This window comes from Janthinobacterium sp. BJB446 (genome assembly GCF_002735655.1).
Classification (GTDB): domain Bacteria; phylum Pseudomonadota; class Gammaproteobacteria; order Burkholderiales; family Burkholderiaceae_D; genus Janthinobacterium; species Janthinobacterium lividum.
On sequence record NZ_PDZK01000001.1, the window covers coordinates 1,530,990 to 1,551,451 of the forward strand.

Genomic DNA, 20,462 nt, shown 5'->3' on the forward strand with positions numbered 1-20,462 from the left:
GCATGGAATCAGGGCTGTGCGCAGGCGGCCACGGCCTTGGCCAGCCAAACCGCATCGACGGAGCCCAAGCGCCGTGTACAGACCCGATGTTGAGAATTTACAATCACTGTGTACGGCAAGCCCTTGATTTGATTGCCAAAGGCGGGCAGAAAGGCGGGTGAGGCCAGAGCCTGCGGATAGCTGGCCGGGTGCTCCCGCAGAAACGCTTGCGCTGCCGCCCGCGTGTCGATGGCGATACCGATGACGGGGAGTGTCGGCTGGCTGGCGGCGTGGGCGTTGAATATCGGCAACTCCTGGATGCAAGGCAGGCAATTGCTGGCCCAGAAATTCAGCACCACAGACTGGCCAGGGAACTGGCCCAGGCGGATGCTGCCATCCGCATCGAGGCGGGGCAGGTCGAAGGACAGCGGTGCGGCAGCCGCATGGCCGGCCAGCAAAAGCAATAACGCCGGCCAGCGCATCATTGCGCCACCACGGCCGCGTCCGTCATGCGGTAATACAGGCCCATGGGGTCGCTGGCCAGTACCTTCAGCTTGCCTTGCACGATGAAGGGCGCATAGCTGAATTTCACGGGTGTCCGGCTCTTGATTTCCACCACGCCTTCCGGGCCGGCGGGCAAGCAAAAGGGACAGCTGGCCGAGGTGACGGTCAGCAGGAAGTGTTTCTGCTTTTGTCCTGGTTCCAGCGGCATCATGAAACCTTGCACTTTCACGTCAGTATTGTCGAGCGCGCTGATTTCCGGCGTGTATTTCGGCACCATGCGGCCTTTTTTCGCCTTCACCGTGGTGGCCTGGCCCAGCAGTTTCCACGAGACGACGCCGGGCAAGTCCGTCAACGGGGCGAAGAACGACGGCGGTTCGTCGGCGGGCGCCGCTGCGGCGCTGCCGGCCAGCAGCAGTCCAGCAGCCAATAGCATGATTTTCAGCATGTCTTTCCTTTCAGGGACGCGCCAGGGTGGCGGCGATATCGGTGCGGTAGGCGCGCGCGGCGGGAATGGCGGCGGCCAGCAAGCCCACGGCCATGGCGATGACGGGCAGCCACGCTTCGCCGGGGACAATGCGCCAGGCTTGCAGGTTCAGGTCCTGCATCGATGCCAGCCAGCCCAGCAAGCCGACGGCCGCATGGCCCAGCAGCCAGCCCAGCGCCGCGCCCGACAATGACAGCAGCAAGCCCTGCGCCAGCAGCAAGCGCAGCAGTTTGGCGGGCGAGGCGCCCAGGGTGCGCAGGATGGCCAGGTCGGTCTTGCGCTCTTCCAGCGCGCCGTACAGCGCCACGAACAGCGACAGGGCCGCCACCAGCAGTACGCCGGCGGCAATCGCCCGCAGCACATCGATGCCCACGCCCAGCAGGTTGAACAGCCGTGCCGCCTCGAAAGCGGGTTGCGCCGCCTGCAGCCGGGCCTGACTGTTCACCCAGCGGGGCAGGCTGATCGCGGCCAGGGGAGATGCGTATTGCACCAGCACGGCAGTCAGTTCGCGCTCGGGCGCGGCGGCTGGCACGGCTGGCTGCTCATCGGGGTCCGTTTCATGCACTTGCCATACGGAAGCGACGGGCGTGAGGATCAGCCGGTCCAGCACCGTGCCCGTGGGCGCCAGGATGCCCGTCACCGTGTACGGCGCGTGTTCGTGTACTTCGCCGCCCGCCGCCAGTCCGTGCGAGCCGGCAAATCTGGCGCCGAGGGTGGCGCCCGTTTCGCGGGCCGCCCTGGCGCCGAACACGGCTTGCATGGCTTGCGTAAACAGTTTGCCTTGCGCCAGGTGCGCGCCATAGTGGTCGAGCAGCGCCGTCGTGCTGCCGACGATGCGGAAACCGTGGAAGTTGTCTCCCAGCGCGAGCGGAATCGCGGATTTCACCAGCGGCTGCGCGGCCAGCGCCGCCAGCGCGCCGTCGGGAATGTTACCGGTCGGAATATCGGCGTGATACACGGACGACAGGATCAGTTGCAGCGGCGAGCCTTTTGCGCCCACCACCAGGTCGATGCCTTGCGCATCGCGTTCGGCGTGCTCTTCCAGCTGGCTCGATACGCCGAGTATGAACGTCATCATGGCGATGCCGATGGCGACCAGCAGCAGGTTCAGGCTGGACGCCAGCGGCTTGTGGCGCAGGGCGCGCCAGGCCAGGGTGGCCGCGTTCATGCCGCACCCCTGGCGCGGGGCAAGCGCAGCACGAGAGCATCGGGCAGGGCGGCCAGCACCCTGGCGTCGTGGCTGGCAATCACCAGCGAGGCGCCAACTTGCGCGGCCTGGCTGGCCATCAGGGTGACGACGGCGGCGCAGGCGTCGTCGTCGAGGTTGTCCGTCGGCTCGTCGGCCAGGATCAGTTGCGGGCGCATGACGACGGCGCGCGCGATGGCGGCCCGTTGCCGTTCGCCGCCGCTCAGGGCATGCGGGTAGGCATCGAGCTTGTTGGCCAGGCCCAGCTGGCCCAGCAAGCTGGCCGCGCGGGCCGGGTCGGGCCGCTGGCCGCTGGCGTAGGCGGGCAGCAAGACATTGTCGAGGACGTTCAAACTGGGCACCAGCGCCAGTTGCTGGGGCAGCAAGCCGATGGCGCGGCCGCGCCAGCTGTCGCGCTGGCGTGGCGTCAGTTCGGGCAGGGACGTTCCCGCCACGTCGAGGCGGCCCGCCTGGGGCGCCAGGATGCCGGCCAGCAAGTGCAGCAAGGTGGATTTGCCGGAGCCTGACGGCCCCAGCAGCAACGCGTGGCGCCCGGCGGGCAAGTGAAAGGCGGCGATATCGAGCACGGGGCAGGCTGGATCATAGCCATAGGTCAGGGAGGCGAGGTGGAGCATGGAATTCTTTCGGGTGGCTAGCTGGCAAAGATTGCTGCACAAATGCAACTGAGCTGCATTATAATTCAAACGCAATAGACTTGCATTTGAAATGCAGCCTCCTTGATTGCCAACCTGATCGCCCCATCCGAAAGATACCCATGACCCAACGCAAACTCCCCGTCACCGTCCTGTCCGGCTTTCTCGGCGCCGGCAAGACCACCTTGCTTAACCACATACTGCGCAACCGCGAAGGCAAGCGCGTGGCCGTCATCGTCAACGACATGAGCGAAGTCAATATCGACGCCTCGCTGGTAAAAGACAGTGCCGCAGCGGCTGGCGCAGCCCTGTCGCGCACGGAAGAAAAACTCGTGGAAATGTCCAACGGCTGCATCTGCTGCACCCTGCGCGACGATCTGTTGCTGGAAGTGCGGCGCCTGGCTGCGGAAGACCGCTTCGACTATCTGTTGATTGAATCGACGGGCGTGGGCGAACCGATGCCCGTGGCCGCCACCTTCGACTTCGAGGATGAGCACGGCGACAGCCTGAACGACGTGGCGCGCATCGACTGCATGGTCACCGTCGTCGACTGTGCCAACCTGCTGGCGGATTTTCATAGCGAAGACAGCCTGGAGCAGCGCGGCGAGATCGCGGGCGAGGGCGACGACCGCCAGCTGGCCAATTTACTCACGGAACAGATCGAATTTGCCAATGTCATCGTCCTCAACAAGGTCGACATGGTCGATGCGGCCGAACGCCTGCGCGTGCTGGCCATCTTAAAAGCCCTGAATCCCGGTGCGCGCATCATCGAAACCAACCAGTCCATCGTGCCGCTGGACGCCATCCTGGGCACGAACTTGTTCGACCTGGAGCAGGCGGCCAGCATGCCGGGCTGGGCCCAGGAATTGGCCGGCAGCCACACGCCGGAGACGGAAACGTATGGCATCAACAGCTTCGTCTACCGGGCGAAGGAGCCGTTCCACGCGCAGCGCCTGCATGACTACATTGCCCAGCCGATCAAGGGCGTGGTGCGCAGCAAGGGTTATTTCTGGCTGGCCAGCCGTCCCGAATGGGTGGCCAGCCTGTCCGGCGCGGGCAAGCTGATGAATATCGAACCCGTGGGCCTGTGGTGGGCCTCCGTGCCGAAGGAGCGCTGGCCCACGGATGCGGCCTCGCTGGCGGAAGTCAAAGCGGGCTGGAGTGAAACGTATGGCGACCGCTACCAGGAGCTCGTCTTCATCGGCCAGGACATGGACCAGGCCGCCATCGAGGCGGACTTGAAGAAATGTCAACTCAACTACACGGAAACGCGCCAGGGCATGGCCGCCTGGCGCAAGCTACCCGATCCGTTTCCCCAATGGCAACGCATGGAAGAACTTGAAGATTAACCATCGATAGGAAAGCAATATGACAGAACTGATCCCCGTCACCATCATCACGGGTTTTCTCGGCAGCGGGAAAACCACCTTGCTCAAACGCATATTGCAGGGCGATCACGGCGTGCGCATCGCCGTGATTGAAAATGAATTCGCCGCCGAAAGCATCGACCATGGCTTGCTGGTACAAGATAGCGACGAGCAGATCGTGGAAATGAACAATGGCTGCATCTGCTGCAGCGTGCGCGGCGACCTGATCCGCATTCTGGGCGAGCTGCACGCCAGGCGCGCATCGGGCACCATCGCCTTCGACCACGTGATCATCGAAACGACGGGCCTGGCCGCGCCCGGCCCCGTGGCGCAAACCTTCTTTGCGGAGCCGTCCGTCAGCGAATTCTACATGCTCGACGCCATATTGACGGTGGTCGACGCGCGCCACGCGCAGCAGCAATTGACGGCGCACAAGGAAGCGCAGGAGCAGGTGGGCTTTGCCGACCGCATCCTGCTGTCGAAGACGGACCTGGTCAGCAAGGATGAGCTGGCCGCGCTGCGGCAACGGCTGATCGCCATCAATGGCCGCGCCAGCATACAGAAAGTGCGCTTTGGCAATGTACCGCTGCGCGACATCCTGAACATCCGTGGTTTCAACTTGAACGCCATCGTCGAGCTGGAGCCGGATTTCCTGGAAGAATTGGGGCACCGCCATGGCGACGGCGTGCAATCGTTCGTCTACCATCAGGCCCAGCCCCTGGATCTGCTGCAGGTGGAAAATTTTCTCGATGCCGTGGTGCAGTTGTTCGGCACCCAGCTGATGCGCTACAAGGGCATTTTGTATGTTGCCGACCTGCCATGCCGTGCCGTATTCCAGGGCGTGCACATGCTGATGGGCTCGGAACTGGGCGCGCCGTGGCGCGACGGCGAGACGCGCGCGAGCAAGATGATCTTTATCGGGCGCGACTTGCCGCGGGATATGCTGACGCGGGGCCTGGACCGTTGCGTGTCCGGCGCCGCCAGCCCCGCGAGCATGATGGCCGAGGTGATGGCCGGGGAGGCGGCATGAGCGTGGAAGCGGGCTTGCCCGCCCTGGCGCTGATCTTCCTGCTTGGCATGCGGCATGGGCTGGAACCGGACCACCTGGCCGCCGTCGATGGCCTGACCCTGCGCAGCCAGGCCGCATCGCCGCGCTGGGCGCCGTGGATGGGCGCGCTGTTTGCGCTGGGCCATGGCGTCACCGTGCTGGCCATCGTGGCCGTGGCCGCCCTGGCCTCGGCGCAGTTCACGCCATCGCCAACCGTGTTTGGCTGGCTGGAATGGCTGCCCATCGGCTTGCTGCTGCTCATCGCCGGCATGAATGCGCGCAGCTTGCTGGCCGGCGCGCAACTTGCCGAGGTGCGCGGGCGGCTGCTGCCACGCTGGCTGCGGAGCGCATCCGGGCCGCTCGCCGCCATCCTCGTCGGCATGCTGTTCGCGCTGGTCTTCGACACGGCCCTGCAGGCCGCCGCCTGGGGCTATGCGGCCGTCGCGCTGGGCGGCATGCAGCCGGCCTTGCTGACCGGCCTGGTGTTTGCCGTGGGCATGGGCGTGACGGATACCTTCGATGGCTGGGTCACGGCAAAAGTCATGCGCACCGGCCAGATTGACCTCGTGCGCGCCTTCCGGCGCCGCCTGGGCTGGCCCATCGTCGCCATCTGCGTGGCCATGGCCGCCTACATGGTTGCCGGCAAGCTCGATTCCGCCTGGTCGCTGCCGGAAAGCTGGACGGCGGCCCTGGGCGCGGCCATGGTGCTGCTGATGGCGGCCCTGTACGGCTGGACCTTGCTGGGTTTGCGCCGCGTGCGTGCCTGAGGCGGGGGCGTGGGTATAATGGAAAAAAACTGCCGGATTCCACCATGCCCGCACCTGAAATCGTTATTCGCCTGCTGACGCCGGCCGACACCGCCGCCTTTTGCGCGCTGCGCCTGCGCGCCATCCTCGATTCGCCCAGTTCGTTTTCTTCGTCGCGCGAGGATGAACTGGCGCGCACGCCTGAAGAACACGTGCAGCGCATCGCCGGCGGCCCGTTGCACCGGGCGTTTGGCGCCTTCGATGGCGAACGCCTGGTCGGCTTTGCCGGCTTGCGGCGCGAATCCATGCGGCAACTGTCGCACAAGGCCTTGCTGTGGGGGGTGTTCGTCGATGTGGCGCAGCGGGGCAAGGGCGTGGCGCGGCGCCTCGTGAACGCCTGCATCGAGCAGGCCGAGAAGGATCCTGCCGTCATGCAAGTGCACTTGAGCGTCAATGCGGAAAACAATGCCGCCTTGCGCCTGTATGAATCGCTGGGATTTATCGCGTATGGCACGGAACCGCGCTCGATGCGCGTGGGCGACTTGTTTTACGACGAGCATCACCTGGCTTTATTGATCAGGTAATACTGCTGCCGCTTACTTGCAGCGCGGGCACAGCCCCTTGATCAGGTAATCGACTTCGCCGCCGCTGAAACCTTCTGGCAACAGCACGGGCGGGGGCAGCTTGACTTCATTGAAGCAGGTGACGTTCGCGCATTTGGTGCACTGGAAGTGCGCGTGCTCGTGCGCCTGGTGGCCTGCGCCCGCGCTGAAGCGCCACACCTGGTCGGCACCGGCGATGCGGTGCACCAGTTCATTTTCCGTCAGCCATTCCAGTACCCGGTACAGGGTGACGGAATCGATATCGCTGTCCTGGGACAGCGCCTGCTGGATTTCATGGTGGGTCAGCGAACGGCTTTGCGCCATTAAAAAGTCGAGCACCTTCACGCGCGTCTTGGTGACGCGGGCGTTGGTGTTGCGGATCAGCGATTCGGCTTGCGGTGTAGAAGATGATGTCAACATGATAGGCCTGCTTGCGGGGGATCGGCTGGCGGCGTCATCGCCGTGCCTTTGCCACCCTCTGGGCCGTATCTTAGCATGCGTGCCGCACCGGATGGAACGGCGTCATGGTTTGAATGTCCAATAGCGGCCGGCCACCGTATCGACGGGGTCGAGAAAGCGCTGGTCGGCGCGCGCATGGTTGCGTATCAGATAGAACATGTCGGACAGGGCGGAGCGCTTTTCCGCGAAATACGCGTGTTTCATGAAGCTCGTGTCGATCCCGCTGGCATCGATGGTTTCCACGCCCGCCACGATCAGCATGCCGGCGCCGCTGTCGCCCGCCCGCCGGTAGCCGTGCACGGCTTTCGAAGCGGCCAGGGCCAGGTCTTGCGACGAGGCATACAAGGTGACGGGGTTGCGCGCGGCGGCCAGTTTCGGCGCGATATCGTGCTTGAAGATGGCGGCGTCGATATCGGGCGCGGACAAGATGATTTCCGTAATCTTTTGCGCCAGCTGCGGCTGCGCGGCCAGCAAGTCGGCCACGGCGCGCGCCAGGCCGCGGCTGCCCATGCTGTGTCCGACCAAATACACTTGCGCCGCCTCCGTGCTGGCGAGAAAGTCGGCCAGGAAGCTGGTGAGGTGAGGCGTGCTCCACTCGATATTGTTTTCATCGATGGTGTAGCCGGCCACCTCGCCGCGCGACGGCCAGCTGTAGAACACGGGCGCGCCGTCAAAGCCCAGGTCGTAGGCCATCTGTCCCGTGCGCCGCGCCGCATCCTCGAAACTCACGTTATAGCCATGCACGAAGATAAAGGCGCTCTTGCCGGCCGAGGCGCGGATCTGGGTCTTCAAGGCGGCAAAGAAGTTGTCGCGGTCTTGCACCTCGGCCGACAGCAGCACCACGTGCTTGGCCGGGTCGTCGCGAAACTCCAGGCGCCACAGCGACGGCGATTCCAGCTGGCCCATGCGATGGTCGCGGGGGATGCTGATGTCGCAGCTGCCATAGCTGAGCGGGCCATTGCCGCCCATGATGTTGCGTTCGCCGCTGAAGCGCTGGGCCGGCGGCTTGCCCACGTCGCGCTGGCGGTCCGTGGCGAAATACACTTTCACCACCGCATAGTTCGACACGACGGCGCCCTGGTCGGCAGGGGCGGGCGACGGGGGAAATGGACGCAGCGGGGGCTGCACTGCATCGAGCAAGCCTTGCGCGGCAAACAGGGTTTCCATGTCATCGGGCACTTTCGCGCTGGACAGGGCGGCCGACAGGGCCAGTTGCAGCCGGGTATCGGCAGGGTCGGCTTCCAGCGCGGCGATGGCGGCGAGGATGGCGGCGGCGCTGTCGAACTTGGCGATGGCCTGCTTGAGCCGCGCATAGTGGCTGGCGACGGCTTCGGGAGCGCGGCCGGGCGCGCCATGCCCGATGGCTGCCACGACAGCGGAAGTAATCAAGTCCATGCGCCACCTGCCTTTCAGGTCAATCTGGATCGAATGTCAATCCATATTGCCATAAAAGCACGCGAAAAGCGATTTGTCCAGCGCCCCATGCCGTGGGCGCAGCTACGGTCAATGCTGCTTGTCGTCGCTGAACTGCTGCGCCAGCGACTGCAGGGGCGCTACCGTCAGGCCGCCGCGGCTCACGTGTTCGGGGATGGCCACGCGCACTGGCTTGCTGTGCATGTTGGTGGACGACAGCACATTCGTGGTGGTCTCCGGCGCCGCATTCCACACGGGGTCGACGATGCCTTCGAACACATGTTTCAATTGCTCGCCCCAGGTGTCGCGGATCATGCGGAAATACTGGTTCTTTTCATCGATGGTGACAAAGCGCGTGACGGCCAGGCTGCCCGTCTCGTAGACGAGCAGATCAAGCGGCAAGCCGACGGAAATGTTCGAGCGCAAGGTCGAATCCATGGAAATGAGCGCGCACTTGGCCGCCTCGTCCAGGCGCGTGAACGGGTTGATGACCCGATCGATGATGGGCTTGCCGTATTTCGCTTCGCCGATCTGGAAATACGTGTTTTCATCGTGCGATTCGATGAAATTGCCGGCCGAATACACCTGGAACAGCCGGCAGCGCTCGGCGCCGATCTGGCCGCCTAAAATGATGCTGACATTGAAATCGATGCCGCAGTCGGCCAGGGCCTTCGCTTCGCGCAGGTGCACCGTGCGCACGGCTTCGCCCACGATGCGCGCCGCATCGTACATGCTGGCCACGTTCCAGATGCTGCGTCCGTCCGCATCCACGTGTTCGGAAACGATCTGGCGGATCGCCTGCGAGATCGACAGGTTGCCGGCCGTCATCAGGACCAGCATGCGGTCGCCCGGGTTCTCGAACACGCTCATCTTGCGGAAGGTACCCACCTGGTCCACGCCGGCATTCGTGCGGGAGTCGGACAGGAAGACCAGGCCTTCGTTCAGGCGCATGCCTATGCAATAAGTCATCGTCGTAAATCAAGTCAAAAGGGGAAGCATTCTACACCAGCCGGGCCTGGCAACCAGCTTGCAAGGCCCGGCCAGCCTCATTCCTGCCGTTTACACGGGCACGATGTGCACATCGACCCGCAAGGTTTCAGTACCGCCACCCTGGCGCACGCCGCGCACGGGGGCCGCCGAATCGTAGTCGCGTCCGATGGCCAGGCGGCAATACGCATCCGTCATCAGGCGCGCATGCGTGACATCGATGCTGACCCAGCCCGCGAAATCCGTGTCTTCCGTCCAGGCGTCGACCCAGGCATGGCTGGCCGCGTGGCCCGTCGTGCCCGGATCGATGTAGCCGGACACATAGCGGGCCGGGATGCCCCAGGCGTGGCAGCAGGCGAGGAACAGATGGGCGTGGTCCTGGCATACGCCGCGCCCCAGCGCCAGCGCGTCGCCCGCCGTGGTGGTGACCATGGTGGCGCCGCTTTCATACGCCACCTTGCCGACGATGTGCTCGGCCAGGCGCAGCAAGTGGCCCGTGCCCGCCGTCACGCGCCGGTCCGGCAGGCTGGCGGCGCTTAGCTCGAGGATGGCTGGATTGGCCTGCGTCAGCGGTGTCGGCATGGTAAACAGCAGCGGCGACAAGGTATCGACCAGGTTCAGCCGTCCCTTGTGCGGGTAGATGGTTTCCACCACGCCATGCGCTACCAGGCTCAGGGAGTGATGGCTGCCGTTGATCGTCAGCATGTGCGACAGATTGCCGTAGGCATCCGTGTAGGCGTGGCACTGGCCCGGCGTGGTGATTTGCCAGGACAGGGCCCGCTGCTGCGGCTCGATACGCGGCGTCAGGTGCAGCTGCTGGATGGTGTAGGCCAGCGGCGCACTGTAGGCGTAATGGGTTTCGTGGCGGATGGTGAGCTGCATCAGGCCGCCAAGGGAACGAGGAAGTCGCGGCTGACCCGGTTGCCCAGGTCATAGATGTTTTCCAGAAATTCCGTCAATGTATGGTGCAAGCCCGCCTTCATGATGTCGTCGATATGGCCGAATTTCAGCTCCGCGTGCAGTTTGCCAGCGAAACGCTCCGTATCGGCGGACACATCGTTGCGGATATGCTTGAGGTTTTCCACCACGTCATCCATGCAGGCCAAAAGCGACCTGGGCATGTCGCCGCGCAGCATCAGCAAGTCCGCCACCCGCGCCGGGGTGATGACGTCGCGGTACACCTTGCGGTAGATTTCAAAGCCGGAAACTGAGCGCAGCAGGGCCGCCCAGTAGTAAAAATCGCGCTGCGTGATGTCCTTCGACGTGTCGCGCGCGCCGTGGAACTTCACGTCGAGGATGCGCGCCGTGTTGTCGGCCCGCTCGAGGAAGGTGCCCAGGCGGATGAAGTGGATGGCTTCGTCCTTGAGCATGGTGCCCAGGGTCACGCCGCGCGACAGGTGCGAGCGGTATTTGACCCATTCGAAGAACTGGCTGGGGTCCGTTTCCAGCAGATTGCTTTTCAGGCGCTTCTGCATGTCGAGCCAGGTGGCGTTCTGGATTTCCCACACTTCCGTCGTCAAGGTGCCCCGCACGGCGCGGGCGTTTTCGCGCGCGCCCGTCAGGCAGGCGAGGATGGACGAGGGGTTGTTCGGATCGCGCACCATGAAGTCGAGCACGTCGCGCGTGTGGAAGCGGCCATATTTGTGGTCATACGCGCTTTGCAGCTCGGAAATACCCAGGGTGGCGCGCCAGCCCTGTTCCGCATCCTGCTCGGACTGGGGCAGCATCGATGTCTGCATGTTGACGTCGAGCATGCGCGCCGTGTTTTCCGCCCGCTCCGTGTAGCGGGCCATCCAGAACAAATGATCGGCGGTGCGGCTCAGCATGCTTTTTCTCCTGCAAACACGGATGTTGGTTCCAGTACCCAGGTATCCTTGGTGCCGCCCCCTTGCGAGGAGTTGACCACCAGCGAGCCTTCGCCCAGCGCCACGCGGGTCAGGCCGCCGGGCACCATGGAAATCGTCTTGCCGGACAGCACGAACGGACGCAAATCGATGTGGCGCGGCGCAATGCCGGCCTCGACATACGTGGGGCAGGCGGACAGGGCGAGCGTGGGCTGGGCGATGTAGCCGCCCGGATTGGCCAGCAGGCGCTGGCGGAAATCCTCGATCTGCGCCAGGCTGGACGCCGGCCCCACCAGCATGCCGTAGCCGCCCGCGCCATGCACTTCCTTGACGACGAGTTTCGCCAGGTTGGCCAGCACGTACGACAAATCGGCGCTCTTGCGGCACTGATACGTCGGCACGTTGTTGAGTATCGGCTCTTGCGACAGATAAAACTTGATCATGTCGGGTACGAACGGGTAGATCGACTTGTCGTCGGCCACGCCCGTGCCGATGGCGTTCGCCAGCGTTACCCGCCCGGCGCGGTAGACGGACAGCAGGCCCGGCACGCCCAGCGACGAGTCCGAGCGGAAGGCCAGCGGGTCGAGGAAATCGTCGTCGACCCGGCGGTAGATCACGTCGACGCGCTTGGGCCCGCGCGTGGTGCGCATGTACACCGAGTTGTCGTTGACAAACAGATCCTTGCCTTCGACCAGTTCCACGCCCATTTGCTGGGCCAAAAACGCGTGCTCGAAGTAGGCGGAGTTGTACATGCCGGGCGTCATGACGACAACCGTCGGGTCATCCACGCCCATGGGCGCGACGGAGCGCAGGTTGTCGAGCAGCATGTCCGGGTAATGGTCGACGGGGGCGATGCGGTTGCGGGCGAACAGTTCCGGGAACAAGCGCATCATCATCTTGCGGTCTTCCAGCATGTAGGACACGCCGGACGGTACCCGCAGATTGTCTTCCAGCACATAGAATTCGCCCTGGCCGGCGCGCACGATGTCGACGCCGGCGATGTGGGCGTAAATGTCGGAGGCGACGGAAATACCCTGCATTTCCGGGCGGTACTGGGCATTCTTGTAGATTTGCTCGGCGGGGATGATGCCCGCCTTGATGATGTTTTGCTCATGATAAATATCATGGATGAACATGTTCAAGGCTTGCACGCGCTGTACCAGGCCCGTCTGCATCTGCGCCCATTCCGTGGCGGGGATGATGCGCGGGATGGTGTCGAACGGAATCAGGCGTTCCGTGCCGGCATCGTCGCCATACACGGCGAACGTGATGCCGACCCGGCGGAACGTCAGGTCGGCTTCGGCCCGCTTGCGGGCGATGGTCTCGGGGGATTGCTGCTCCAGCCAGTTGCTGAATTCACGATAGTGTTCACGTACCTTGCTGTCCGTACCCACTTCATTTGCAGTCATTTCATTGAAAAAATTTGCCATGTTGTGATTTCCCTTGAGCCGTGTCTATGCATAGCTCAGCAGGAAGCGTGCCAACAAGGCGGGCGTGAACAGGTGTAAATATGACCACTTTTGTGGCGTCGCGCCATTGCTTGCACCAATTCGGTGCGCTAGGCGTCACTCTTGGGGACGTCGGCGGGCTGGACAAAGGGGCGGCAATCGACGGGCACGTCGAAGATGAAGCTGGTGCCTGTCTCGGCCGCGCTGTCGACGGCGATGCTGCCGCCGTGGCTTTCGGCCACGCTCTGCACGAAGGGCAGGCCGATGCCCCAGCCTGGCGCGGGGCTGTCGTTCTCGCGGCGCAGGTAGTCAAAGATGCGTTCGGCCTGTTCCGGCGCGATGGGCCGCCCGCTATTGTGGACGGTGACGATCAGGCGTTCATGGGTCGCTTCCACGTGCACGCTGATGGGCGCGTCGTCGCCATACTTGAGGGCATTGCCGAGCAGGTTTTCCAGCGCGCGCCGCAGCGAGTTCTCGCACCACCAGCCGATGACGGATTGCCCGCTGACCTGGCATTTGCCCGGCCGCTGCAGGTTGACCTGGCTGGCCACGGCGTGCACCAGCGGCAGCACGTCGAACTGGCTCAGCACCAGTGGCAACTGCTGGCCCTGGTGGTAGCTGAGGCCATCGAGCAATTCCTCGATCATGCTGTCGAGCCGCTTGCTGTGCTCGACAATCTTGTGCGCCAGCAATGTCACCCGTTCCGGGTCGGTTGGCCTGAGCAGCAGCTGGGCGCTGGTGCTGATCACGGCCAGGGGATTGCGCATGTCGTGCGACAGGCCGGCCGCGATGCGGCGCCGGAATCCTTCGTGCATGCTGGTAAATTCGCGTATCGATTCGCGGATGCCCGAGTCGATCGACACATTGATCACCTGCCAATCCTTGCTGCGCAGGGTGATGCCGGACTCATGCGCGGTGGCGGCGAAGCAGTCGCGGAAGATCTGGTATTCCTGGATCACCTGTTCCGGGCCGTAATTGGTCATGCGCGCCCGTTCATTGCCGTGCACGGCGGGCACGTTGCTGTTGCTGGCGGCGTTTTCGCGCGGGTGGCCCGGGGTGAGGGCTTCGGCCAGGTTGTCGAAAAAGGCGGGCAAGGTATTGATGAGTATGGGCGTGAGCAACTGGTCGGCGCCGCGCACCTTGGCGCGCACGCGCTGTTCCCAGGCGCTGAGGACGGCGTCGCGCATGGCAAAGATGCGCTGCGCGCGCTGCAATGGCTGGCGTGCGCTGGCCTGGCGACCCGCGTGATGATCCGTGGCAATACTCACCTGGACTCCTGACTGCAATGACTATGCTTGCGATAGTATGCGCCAATTCAGCCGCCGGGGAAACGCCTTATTGTCCAGTATCGGCCTGCCGCAGGGCCGCATCGAGGCGGGAAAGCGAGGCAGACCATTCGGCCAGCAAAAAGTTCTGTGGATCATCATGACCATTCGCAAACCCTGTATCGATGACGGCATGGAAGGCGGGGATCAGCCACGTGCCCCTGCGCACGCTGGCGGCGATATACAGCAGGGCAAGCCGCTCGTATTGCGCAGGCGTAAATCCGGGATCGGGCGCCAGGCCATCGTTGCCCTTGCCGCCGCCGGGTACGGAGTTGCGCGGCTGCACCAGTTCCACGTGCAGGAACAGGCCTGTCAGTGACGGCTTGTCCTTTTCCAGCTTGCTGGCGTAGCTGGCCGTGCCAAAGTCGCGCACCTGCAAGGAGCCGCCCAGGCGGTTCACGTAAACATGGCCTTTCGGGCCGCCGCCCAGCGCCGGATTGCGCAAGCTGAAGTCGTTGAAGTCCCAGCTGGCATCGTTGATGTGGCCGGGAATGGCGTCAAGCAGGAAATTCGGGTAGCTGGTGTCGTGGATGACGAAATAGCGGGCCATGGGCGCGGCCAGCCGGCCCACGGCGCGTGACAGGGGCGCGTCGACGGCGCCGCCCACGTCGGCCTCGGCGATGCCTTGTTCCGCCAGCCAGGCGCGCAAGCGGGCCGGGGCGATGCCCGTGCGCTGACCGATGCGGGCGGCAAGGAAGTCCGGCAGCGGCGCACTCTCGCCCAGCCGCGCATACAGTTTGACGGGGCGCAGCAAACACGTGGCTTGCGCCAGCGCATCGCCTTTGAAGCCGCTTTTCCAGGCAGCATACGGGCAGGCGGCTTGCTTTTGGGCCGCGGCAGGCAGGGACAGGCAGAGCAGGAGCAGCAGGGCAGGGAATCGTTTCATGCGGCATTGTCGCCGAAGCGCGCCTTGCGGCACAGGCGCGCACGCGGAAAAAAAGCTGCCCGAGGGCAGCTTTTCAAAGTAGGACAGGGGCGCGGCCTTTAAAATGCCACGCTGGCCGATACGACCACGGTGCGCGGCGCGGCCAGGACCAGCGAGCCGATGTTGAAGGACGACACGGCCGAGGACCAGTAATTGCGGTCCGTCACGTTGTCCACGCGGGCGCGCAAGGTCACGTCACGGCCCGCCACTTGCGTCAGGTAGCGCGCGCCGATGTCGAGGCGGGTCCACGATGGCAGTTGCTTGGTGTTGGCCTGGTCCGCATATTGCGTCGAGGTGTAGATGGTGCGGGCGTTCAGGGTCAGGCCTGGCGCGCCCGGCACGTCCCATTCGCCGCCCACGCTCATCTGCGTTTCCGGTGCGCCGATGGGTTTCTTGCCATTATTCGCGGCCACGTCGGTATTGCTGAGCTTTGCATCGAGCCAGGTCAAGCCGCCCAGCAGGCGCACGCCCTGCATCGGCGTGCCGAAAATCGACAGTTCCAGGCCACGGTTGCGCTGTTCGCCATCGAGTTCGGCCCGCTTGCCGACCACGGCCAGCAACGGTTTGGCCGTGCTGAACAGGGCGGCGCTCATGCCCAGCTTGCCGCCGTCATACTTGACGCCGATTTCCTTTTGCTTCGATTTGTACGGCGCAAACACGTCGCCCATGTTGTCGACGTTGAGCTGGTGGCCGTTTTCCACGTACGTTCCCGTGGCCGCTGGGCCCTTGACCAGTGCTTCGATGTAGTTGGCGTACAGCGACACGTTCTGGTTCGCCTTGAAGACGATACCAGCCACGGGCGTCGTGGCGCTCTCGTCATAGGCCTTGCCTTGCAGCACCGAGGTGTTGTAGTCGTAGCCGGCATCCTTGATTTGCTGGCGGCGCAAGCCCACGGTCAGCAGCAGCTTGTCGTCCAGGAAGGCCATGGTGTCGGCCAGGGCATAGCTGTTGAGGATGGTTTTCTGGGTGATGCGCGGGTCGCTCATGATGCCGCCCGTGTAGGGTGTTGGCGGCGGGGTCACGCTGATTGGCGCATAAATGTTGGTGGCAAACTTGTCGCCGATCGCATAGGCGTTCTTCGCTTCATTCCAGTGCCCGGACCAGCTGGCCACCAGGGTGTGCTTGACGGCGCCCGTAACGAGCTTGCCGCGAATGCCCAGTTCGCCCGTGCGGATTTCTTGCTTGCGGGCATTGTCGAAGCGCGACACCGTGGCGTCGCCATTGATCGAGGTCAACGAAGGCTCGGCCAGGCTGTTGGCTTCCCTGGTCGAACGGGAGCCAAATGCGGCCCAGGCCACGACATCCTTGGCCAGGTCCACTTCGGCGCGCGCCGTACCGAACACATCGTGTTCCTTCGAATAGCTCCATGGCTGGGCAAAGTTCTTCGCGGCATCGGGTGCGGATGGCAGCACGGCCACGCTGCCAATGGCGACGGACGGGCGCGGCGATGTCAGGTTGAAATTCTGGTAGCCAGCATCGGCCGACAGGCGATAGCCGCGACCGCGATAATCGAGGCCCAGCGAGAACATGCCCACGTCGTGGTCTTCGCGCTTGATGCTGGTCTCGCCCTGGCGCTTGGCGGCGTTGACGCGCACGCCGAATTCCTGGTTCGCGCCAAAGCGGCGCGCCACGTCGATGGCCGCATAGGCGTGGCCGCCCGATTCCACGCCCACCGTCAATTCCGTCAGCGGCGTGTTGCCGGCGCGCTTGGGCATCAGGTTGATGGCGCCGCCGATGCCGCTGCCGCCAGGCGCCGCGCCGTTCAGGAAGGCGCTGGCGCCTCGGAACACTTCCACGCGCTCGAGCAGTTCCGGCGACACATATTGACGGGGCAGCACGCCGTACAGGCCGTTATACGCCACATCGTCCGAATCGAGGGCGAAGCCGCGGATCACATACACTTCCTGGAAATTGCCATAGCCGCGCGACATGCGCACGGCCGGATCGCTCTGCAACAGATCGCCCACGCTGCGCGCTTGTTGGTCGGCAATGAATTGCTGCGTGTAACTGGTGCCGCCGAATGGCGAGTCCATCATGTCCACGGCACCAAGAATGCCCATGCGCCCGCCGCGCGCCACCTGGCCGCCCGCATACGCCTTCGACAAGCCTTCCGCCGACGCATCGGCGGACGCATTGACCACCACCGTCGGCATGCTTTGCGCGTCGCCGGCCGTTGTGGCGGGAGCGGTTTGGGCTTGGGCGGCGGCGCTGGCCAGCAGGAAAGCGGCCAGGGCGAACGGGGTAGGGACGAGGTGGAAGGTGCGCATGGTGTTGTATGGATATTAATGAGAATGATTATCATTATATTCCAGCGTGGCGCGCTGCGTGGAAAAGTGTGAGAAAGTGATAAAAAAGTCGCCATTTGTACAACAGCCGGTATGCCAAGGCACTGGAATCTGGCGGAAAAAGGCGCGCCACACGGTACCTTGTGGATTTATTAATGCGCAAATCCAAGTTTCGCTAGAATGGGGCATCGCGCCCGGCGCCCACAGGAAACCGCATGCCATTGCAACACCATATACAGTCCGCTTCCATGCGCATGCGGGAGGGCTTGAGCCTGAAAGGCGCTGCCGTCGCGCTGATCCTGGCCATGCACGTGCTGGGCCTGTATTTTCTGCTCCTGCCGCCGCGGCAACTCAAGCAATACACGGAAGTGGCTTTCATGACCTTGCTGCCGCCCCGGCCCACGCCGCAGGCGCCACCGATGGCTTTGCCTTTGCCCATGCCTGTGCCGCGCGCGCGGGCATCGGCGCCGCCCGCCGCGCCGTCCGCCATCCTCGAACCATCTCCCGTAATAGTGGAAGCCATCACCGTACCGGCCGAAGAGCTTCCCGCCGTGCCTGCCGCAGCCCCCTCGACGGCAGACTTGCGCACGCGCGCGCGGCTGGCCGCGGGCGCCGCCGACAAGGCTCTGCGTAGCGAGCTCAAGCAAGACCAGCCATGGCTGGCCTCTGCCGGCCTGAAGAGCGAAAGCACTTTCCAGAAGCTGGTTGCCTCCGCCTGGCGCGGCGGCCCCGTCATCCGCGTGGAGGAATTCCTCACGGCCGATGGCCGGCCCGCCACGCGCGTCGTCAGTGCCGGCGGCGCCACGTGCTTTGGCATGGCCGAGAATCCCGGCTCTGGCGCCGACCCGGCCAGGACGGGCGGCAAGGTGAAACGCGTGCCTTGCCCGGGCTAAAGACCGCATTCGGCACAGGGTTATCACGGCGATTGCGGGGCAGTCATCCCCGGCAGGGCGTCAAATATGCTAAGTTGCGTCTGCAATTCATGTGACACGACCCAGGACGCCCATGCTCCCCGAACTCCTCATCCTCGCTCCCAGCCCTTCGGCTGCCGTCAACGCGCAGCTGGAACAGCAATATACCTGCCATCACGCCTGGCAAGTGCCGGCGCAGGAACGCCACGCCTGGCTGGCCGAACGGGCGCCGTCCATCCGCGCCGTTGTCACGACGGGCGCGCTGGGCTTGAACGCCACCGACATGGCCCTGTTACCAACGCTGGAAATCATCGCCGTCAATGGCGTCGGACTCGATGGCGTGGCGCTGGACCTGGCGCGCGAGCGCGGCATCGCCGTCACCACCACGCCGAACGTGCTGACCGATGACGTGGCCGACGTGGCGCTGGCCTTGCTGCTGGCCAGCGCGCGGCACATCGTGGCACTCGACCGATTCGTGCGCGATGGCGGCTGGGAACGCCGCGAAGCCATCGCCCCCGCATCCAGCCTGCGCGGCAAGACGGCCGGCATCTTCGGTTTCGGCCAGATCGGCCAGGCCATCGCGCTGCGCCTGGCCGCCTTCGGCATCCACGTGCGCTACTTCCAGCCGCGCGCCATTGCCGGCACCAGCGTGCCGCGCGCCGAATCCCTGCTGGCCCTGGCGCAGGAAAGCGATTACCTGATCGTCTGCGCGCCGGGCACCCCGGCCACGCGCAAGATCATCGACCGCACCGTGCTCGACGCGCTGGGACCGCAAGGCACCCTGATCAATATCGCCCGTGGCGCCCTCATCGATGAAGAAGCCCTGATCGCCGCCTTGCAGGATGGCCACCTGGGCGCGGCCGGCCTCGACGTGTTTGCCGACGAGCCGAGGGTGCCTGCCGCCTTGCGCGCCTTGCCGAACGTGGTGCTGACGCCGCACGTGGGCAGCCTGACCGTGGAAACGCGCCATGCGATGGGACAACTGGTGGTCGATAATCTGGCCGCGCACTTTGCCGGTTTGCCGCTATTGACGCCAGTAAAATGATAACGCCCGGGATGAACCGTTTTAATCAAGCATGAATGAAAGAGTAGCTATGGAATTGACAAAATCGCTGTTGCGCACGCGCGGCGGGCAGGACAGCGGCAAGGTGGGCATGATCGAGCTGTTCTTCGATCTCGTGTTCGTGTTTGCCGTGACGCAACTGTCGCACGGCTTGCTGGCGCACCTGAGCGCCATGGGCTGGCTGCAGACGGGACTGCTGCTGATGGCCGTCTGGTGGGTGTGGATTTTCACGTCGTGGATCACCAACTGGCTCGACCCCGAGCGCATTCCCGTGCGCATCAGCCTGTTTGCGCTGATGCTGGGCGGCCTGATCATGTCCGCTTCGATCCCCGAGGCGTTCGGCACGCGGGGCCTGGCGTTCGCGGGCGCCTACGTCGCCATGCAGGTGGGGCGTCCCCTGTTCGCCTGGTGGGCCGTGCGCCATGAAGCGCTGTCGCGCCGCCGCAATTTCCAGCGCATCGCCCTGTGGGCAGTGTTGTCCGGTATCTTCTGGATCGCCGGCGGCGTCGCGTCGCCCGAGCAGCGCATCTTCTGGTGGGTGCTGGCACTGGCGATCGACCTGGCCGGCCCCTGGATGCAGTTCGGCCTGCCGGGCCTGGGCCGCTCGACGACGGCCGACTGGGATGTCGATGGCGGCCACATGGCCGAACGCTGCGGCCTGTTCGTCATCATCGCCCTCGGTGAATCGCTGCTGGTGACGGGTGCCACCTTCGCCGGCCTGGAATGGACGGCCAGCAACTGGCTGGGCTTCCTGTCGGCCCTGGTCGGCAGCATCGCCATGTGGTGGATCTACTTCGACACGGGCGCCGAGGCGGGGCACCACCGCATCGCCCACTCGAAAGACCCGGGCCGCATCGCCCGCAAGGCTTACACGTATATCCACGTGCTGATCGTGGGCGGCGTGATCGTTTCCGCCGTGGCCGATGAGCTGGCCCTCGTGCATCCGGACGAGGCGAGCTTCGCCGGCATCAGCGCCTTGCTGGGCGGCCCGATCCTGTATTTGCTGGGCAATGCGCTGTTCAAATGGGTCAGCAGCGAGCGCGCCGCGCCGCCGCTGTCGCATCTGCTGGGCATCCTGATCATCCTGGCGCTGATCCCGATGGCGTATGGACGGCTGTATGCGCCCCTGACCCTGGCCTGCATCACCAGCTGCGTGCTGGTATTGGTGGCCGTGTGGGAACATATGGCGCTGCGCCGTCCGCCACCGGATATCGATCCCTGACGTCGGTTTTC

At 64.4% G+C, this 20,462-nt stretch carries 20 protein-coding genes; 7 read left to right on the plus strand and 13 right to left on the minus strand.

What is annotated here, in order from left to right; genetic code table 11:
• Nucleotides 1–8 precede the first annotated feature (8 nt).
• Genes CSQ92_RS06680 through CSQ92_RS06695 form a run of 4 tightly spaced genes read right to left on the minus strand, consistent with a single transcriptional unit; the run spans nucleotide 9 to nucleotide 2,788 of the window.
• Nucleotides 9–464: a TlpA family protein disulfide reductase gene (locus CSQ92_RS06680; protein ID WP_099393613.1), complete on the minus strand. Its 456-nt coding sequence runs from the start codon at nucleotides 462–464 to the stop codon at nucleotides 9–11.
• A complete protein-coding gene (locus CSQ92_RS06685; protein WP_099393614.1) occupies nucleotides 461–928 on the minus strand; it encodes a DUF3299 domain-containing protein in 468 nt (155 codons plus the stop codon). Before CSQ92_RS06685 ends, CSQ92_RS06680 begins: the two co-directional genes overlap by 4 nt.
• A gap of 10 nt (nucleotides 929–938) precedes the next feature.
• Entirely contained in the window at nucleotides 939–2,135 is a 1,197-nt protein-coding gene (locus tag CSQ92_RS06690) for an FtsX-like permease family protein (RefSeq protein WP_099393615.1), read from the minus strand.
• On the minus strand, nucleotides 2,132–2,788 hold the full coding sequence (locus CSQ92_RS06695) for an ABC transporter ATP-binding protein (RefSeq protein ID WP_099393616.1): 657 nt from the start codon (nucleotides 2,786–2,788) through the stop codon (nucleotides 2,132–2,134). The genes CSQ92_RS06690 and CSQ92_RS06695 overlap by 4 nt, the downstream gene beginning before the upstream one ends.
• Before the next feature lie 140 nt (nucleotides 2,789–2,928).
• Between CSQ92_RS06695 and zigA the strand changes: the two genes are divergently transcribed.
• Genes zigA through CSQ92_RS06715 form a run of 4 tightly spaced genes read left to right on the plus strand, consistent with a single transcriptional unit; the run spans nucleotide 2,929 to nucleotide 6,551 of the window.
• Nucleotides 2,929–4,155, plus strand: a complete 1,227-nt coding sequence (gene zigA / locus CSQ92_RS06700) for a zinc metallochaperone GTPase ZigA (RefSeq protein ID WP_099393617.1) — start codon at nucleotides 2,929–2,931, stop codon at nucleotides 4,153–4,155.
• A 19-nt stretch (nucleotides 4,156–4,174) separates the two neighbouring features.
• Nucleotides 4,175–5,203 carry a CobW family GTP-binding protein gene (locus CSQ92_RS06705; protein WP_099393618.1) on the plus strand — a complete coding sequence of 343 codons (1,029 nt, stop codon included), beginning with the start codon at nucleotides 4,175–4,177 and terminating at the stop codon, nucleotides 5,201–5,203.
• Complete coding sequence (locus CSQ92_RS06710; protein WP_099393619.1) at nucleotides 5,200–5,988, plus strand: HoxN/HupN/NixA family nickel/cobalt transporter; 789 nt, start codon at nucleotides 5,200–5,202, stop codon at nucleotides 5,986–5,988. The genes CSQ92_RS06705 and CSQ92_RS06710 overlap by 4 nt, the downstream gene beginning before the upstream one ends.
• Nucleotides 5,989–6,032: 44 nt before the next feature.
• Nucleotides 6,033–6,551, plus strand: coding sequence for a GNAT family N-acetyltransferase (locus tag CSQ92_RS06715; protein ID WP_099393620.1), 519 nt, complete (start codon nucleotides 6,033–6,035; stop codon nucleotides 6,549–6,551).
• A gap of 12 nt (nucleotides 6,552–6,563) precedes the next feature.
• Here CSQ92_RS06715 and CSQ92_RS06720 read toward each other — a convergent pair whose 3' ends face one another.
• From CSQ92_RS06720 to CSQ92_RS06760, 9 genes are all read right to left on the minus strand, one after another.
• Nucleotides 6,564–6,989: a Fur family transcriptional regulator gene (locus CSQ92_RS06720; protein WP_034787417.1), complete on the minus strand. Its 426-nt coding sequence runs from the start codon at nucleotides 6,987–6,989 to the stop codon at nucleotides 6,564–6,566.
• A gap of 102 nt (nucleotides 6,990–7,091) precedes the next feature.
• Nucleotides 7,092–8,423, minus strand: coding sequence for an alpha/beta hydrolase (locus CSQ92_RS06725; protein ID WP_099393621.1), 1,332 nt, complete (start codon nucleotides 8,421–8,423; stop codon nucleotides 7,092–7,094).
• A gap of 108 nt (nucleotides 8,424–8,531) precedes the next feature.
• A complete protein-coding gene (locus CSQ92_RS06730; protein WP_034787421.1) occupies nucleotides 8,532–9,410 on the minus strand; it encodes a peptidase in 879 nt (292 codons plus the stop codon).
• Between the two features lie 90 nt (nucleotides 9,411–9,500).
• A complete protein-coding gene (locus tag CSQ92_RS06735; protein WP_099393622.1) occupies nucleotides 9,501–10,310 on the minus strand; it encodes a transglutaminase family protein in 810 nt (269 codons plus the stop codon).
• Nucleotides 10,310–11,254, minus strand: coding sequence for an alpha-E domain-containing protein (locus CSQ92_RS06740; protein WP_099393623.1), 945 nt, complete (start codon nucleotides 11,252–11,254; stop codon nucleotides 10,310–10,312). The genes CSQ92_RS06735 and CSQ92_RS06740 overlap by 1 nt, the downstream gene beginning before the upstream one ends.
• Nucleotides 11,248–12,702: a circularly permuted type 2 ATP-grasp protein gene (locus tag CSQ92_RS06745; protein ID WP_052140579.1), complete on the minus strand. Its 1,455-nt coding sequence runs from the start codon at nucleotides 12,700–12,702 to the stop codon at nucleotides 11,248–11,250. The genes CSQ92_RS06740 and CSQ92_RS06745 overlap by 7 nt, the downstream gene beginning before the upstream one ends.
• Nucleotides 12,703–12,830: 128 nt before the next feature.
• A complete protein-coding gene (locus CSQ92_RS06750; RefSeq protein ID WP_143450297.1) occupies nucleotides 12,831–13,988 on the minus strand; it encodes a sensor histidine kinase in 1,158 nt (385 codons plus the stop codon).
• 67 nt (nucleotides 13,989–14,055) lie between these two features.
• Entirely contained in the window at nucleotides 14,056–14,931 is an 876-nt protein-coding gene (locus CSQ92_RS06755) for a hypothetical protein (RefSeq protein ID WP_099393625.1), read from the minus strand.
• A gap of 98 nt (nucleotides 14,932–15,029) precedes the next feature.
• A complete protein-coding gene (locus CSQ92_RS06760; RefSeq protein ID WP_099393626.1) occupies nucleotides 15,030–17,237 on the minus strand; it encodes a TonB-dependent receptor in 2,208 nt (735 codons plus the stop codon).
• Between the two features lie 233 nt (nucleotides 17,238–17,470).
• Between CSQ92_RS06760 and CSQ92_RS06765 the strand changes: the two genes are divergently transcribed.
• The 3 genes from CSQ92_RS06765 (at nucleotide 17,471) to CSQ92_RS06775 (ending at nucleotide 20,451) form a co-directional block, all read left to right on the plus strand.
• Nucleotides 17,471–18,148 carry a hypothetical protein gene (locus tag CSQ92_RS06765; protein WP_099393627.1) on the plus strand — a complete coding sequence of 226 codons (678 nt, stop codon included), beginning with the start codon at nucleotides 17,471–17,473 and terminating at the stop codon, nucleotides 18,146–18,148.
• A gap of 112 nt (nucleotides 18,149–18,260) precedes the next feature.
• Nucleotides 18,261–19,211: a 2-hydroxyacid dehydrogenase gene (locus tag CSQ92_RS06770; protein WP_099393628.1), complete on the plus strand. Its 951-nt coding sequence runs from the start codon at nucleotides 18,261–18,263 to the stop codon at nucleotides 19,209–19,211.
• Nucleotides 19,212–19,266: 55 nt separating this feature from the next.
• Nucleotides 19,267–20,451 carry a low temperature requirement protein A gene (locus tag CSQ92_RS06775; RefSeq protein ID WP_370385423.1) on the plus strand — a complete coding sequence of 395 codons (1,185 nt, stop codon included), beginning with the start codon at nucleotides 19,267–19,269 and terminating at the stop codon, nucleotides 20,449–20,451.
• Nucleotides 20,452–20,462 lie beyond the last annotated feature (11 nt).

Excerpts from the sequence above, each read along its gene's own strand:
- CSQ92_RS06740 (WP_099393623.1), bottom strand. The coding sequence starts at position 11,254 with ATGCTGAGCCGCACCGCCGATCATTTGTTCTGGATGGCCCGCTACACG.
- CSQ92_RS06710 (WP_099393619.1), top strand. The coding sequence starts at position 5,200 with ATGAGCGTGGAAGCGGGCTTGCCCGCCCTGGCGCTGATCTTCCTGCTT.
- CSQ92_RS06760 (WP_099393626.1), bottom strand. The coding sequence starts at position 17,237 with ATGCGCACCTTCCACCTCGTCCCTACCCCGTTCGCCCTGGCCGCTTTC.
- CSQ92_RS06685 (WP_099393614.1), bottom strand. The coding sequence starts at position 928 with ATGCTGAAAATCATGCTATTGGCTGCTGGACTGCTGCTGGCCGGCAGC.
- CSQ92_RS06725 (WP_099393621.1), bottom strand. The coding sequence starts at position 8,423 with ATGGACTTGATTACTTCCGCTGTCGTGGCAGCCATCGGGCATGGCGCG.
- CSQ92_RS06705 (WP_099393618.1), top strand. The coding sequence starts at position 4,175 with ATGACAGAACTGATCCCCGTCACCATCATCACGGGTTTTCTCGGCAGC.
- zigA (WP_099393617.1), top strand. The coding sequence starts at position 2,929 with ATGACCCAACGCAAACTCCCCGTCACCGTCCTGTCCGGCTTTCTCGGC.
- CSQ92_RS06770 (WP_099393628.1), top strand. The coding sequence starts at position 18,261 with ATGCTCCCCGAACTCCTCATCCTCGCTCCCAGCCCTTCGGCTGCCGTC.
- CSQ92_RS06765 (WP_099393627.1), top strand. The coding sequence starts at position 17,471 with ATGCCATTGCAACACCATATACAGTCCGCTTCCATGCGCATGCGGGAG.
- CSQ92_RS06680 (WP_099393613.1), bottom strand. The coding sequence starts at position 464 with ATGATGCGCTGGCCGGCGTTATTGCTTTTGCTGGCCGGCCATGCGGCT.
- CSQ92_RS06720 (WP_034787417.1), bottom strand. The coding sequence starts at position 6,989 with ATGTTGACATCATCTTCTACACCGCAAGCCGAATCGCTGATCCGCAAC.
- CSQ92_RS06695 (WP_099393616.1), bottom strand. The coding sequence starts at position 2,788 with ATGCTCCACCTCGCCTCCCTGACCTATGGCTATGATCCAGCCTGCCCC.
- CSQ92_RS06755 (WP_099393625.1), bottom strand. The coding sequence starts at position 14,931 with ATGAAACGATTCCCTGCCCTGCTGCTCCTGCTCTGCCTGTCCCTGCCT.
- CSQ92_RS06715 (WP_099393620.1), top strand. The coding sequence starts at position 6,033 with ATGCCCGCACCTGAAATCGTTATTCGCCTGCTGACGCCGGCCGACACC.
- CSQ92_RS06735 (WP_099393622.1), bottom strand. The coding sequence starts at position 10,310 with ATGCAGCTCACCATCCGCCACGAAACCCATTACGCCTACAGTGCGCCG.
- CSQ92_RS06745 (WP_052140579.1), bottom strand. The coding sequence starts at position 12,702 with ATGGCAAATTTTTTCAATGAAATGACTGCAAATGAAGTGGGTACGGAC.
- CSQ92_RS06690 (WP_099393615.1), bottom strand. The coding sequence starts at position 2,135 with ATGAACGCGGCCACCCTGGCCTGGCGCGCCCTGCGCCACAAGCCGCTG.
- CSQ92_RS06730 (WP_034787421.1), bottom strand. The coding sequence starts at position 9,410 with ATGACTTATTGCATAGGCATGCGCCTGAACGAAGGCCTGGTCTTCCTG.